The organism is Nonomuraea sp. NPDC049152 (assembly GCF_040648355.1).
GTDB lineage: Bacteria > Actinomycetota > Actinomycetes > Streptosporangiales > Streptosporangiaceae > Nonomuraea.
In genome coordinates this window covers 1-1594 of record NZ_JBEZDO010000093.1, presented here as the reverse complement: position 1 = coordinate 1594, position 1594 = coordinate 1, and the positions used below count along the sequence as shown (strand labels likewise).

The window sequence follows — 1594 nt, the reverse complement described above, 5'->3', positions numbered from 1 at the left end:
TAGGCCTCGAGGGCCCACACCTCCATCTCGCCGAAACGCTGTCCACCGAACTGCGCCTTACCACCCAGCGGCTGCTGGGTGATCATGGAGTACGGACCGGTCGAACGTGCGTGGATCTTGTCGTCGACCAGGTGCAGCAGCTTCAGGATGTAGACGTAGCCGACGGCGATCGGGTACGGGAACGGCTCACCACTGCGGCCGTCGAACAGCCGGGCCTTCCCGCTGCGCTCCACGAGCCGATCCCCGTCACGGTTGGGGACGGTGCTGTCGAGCAGGCCGACGATCTCCTCCTCGTGGGCGCCGTCGAACACCGGCGTGGCCATGTTGGTGCCCGGCTCGACCCTGTCGAAGCCCTTGTCGCGCAGCCGCTCGGCCCATGCCTCCTGGATGCCGGAGATGTCCCATCCTTTGGCCGCGATCCACCCCAGGTGCATCTCCAGCACCTGGCCGACGTTCATTCGGCCGGGCACACCGAGGGGGTTGAGGATGATGTCGACCGGGGTGCCGTCCTCGAGGAACGGCATGTCCTCGACGGGCAGGATCTTGGAGATGACGCCCTTGTTGCCGTGACGGCCGGCGAGCTTGTCACCGTCGGTGATCTTACGCTTCTGGGCCACGTGCACGCGGACCAGCTCGTTGACACCGGGCGGAAGCTCGTCGCCCTCCTCACGGGAGAACACGCGAACGCCGATGACCTTGCCGGACTCACCGTGCGGCACCTTCAGCGAGGTGTCGCGAACCTCGCGCGCCTTCTCACCGAAGATCGCACGCAGCAGCCGCTCCTCCGGCGTCAGCTCGGTCTCGCCCTTCGGGGTGACCTTGCCGACCAGGATGTCACCGGGAACGACCTCGGCGCCGATGCGGATGATGCCGCGCTCGTCGAGGTCGGCCAGGACCTCCTCGGAGACGTTCGGGATGTCCCGGGTGATCTCCTCGGGGCCCAGCTTGGTGTCGCGGGCGTCGACCTCGTGCTCCTCGATGTGGATCGAGGACAGCACGTCGTCCTGCACCAGACGCTGGGACAGGATGATCGCGTCTTCGTAGTTGTGGCCCTCCCACGGCATGAACGCCACCAGCAGGTTCTTGCCCAGCGCCATCTCACCGTTGTCGGTGCAGGGACCGTCGGCGATGACCTGGTTGACCTCCACCCGGTCGCCTTCGGCGACGAAGGGCTTCTGGTTGAAGGAGGTGCCCTGGTTGGAACGCTTGAACTTCGCCACGCGGTACGTCGTCCGCGTGCCGTCGTCGTTCATGACCGTGACGTAGTCGGCGGAGACCTCCTCGACCACACCGGCCTTCTCAGCGCTGATCATGTCGCCCGTGTCGGTCGCGGCACGGTACTCCATGCCGGTGCCGACCAGCGGCGCCTCGCTCTTCAGCAGCGGCACCGACTGGCGCATCATGTTCGCGCCCATCAACGCCCGGTTGGCGTCGTCGTGCTCCAGGAACGGGATCATCGCCGTCGCCACCGACACCATCTGGCGCGGCGACACGTCGATGTAGTCGACCTCCTCGGCACGGGCGAGCTCGGTCTCACCGCCCTTGGTGCGGACCAGGACGCGGGACTCGGCGAAGGAACCGTCGGCGTTGAGCG

At 66.8% G+C, this 1594-nt stretch carries 1 pseudogene; it reads right to left on the bottom strand.

What is annotated here, in order from left to right:
• A pseudogene (locus AB0B45_RS51450) lies at positions 1–1594 on the bottom strand (DNA-directed RNA polymerase subunit beta); the annotation flags it as partial.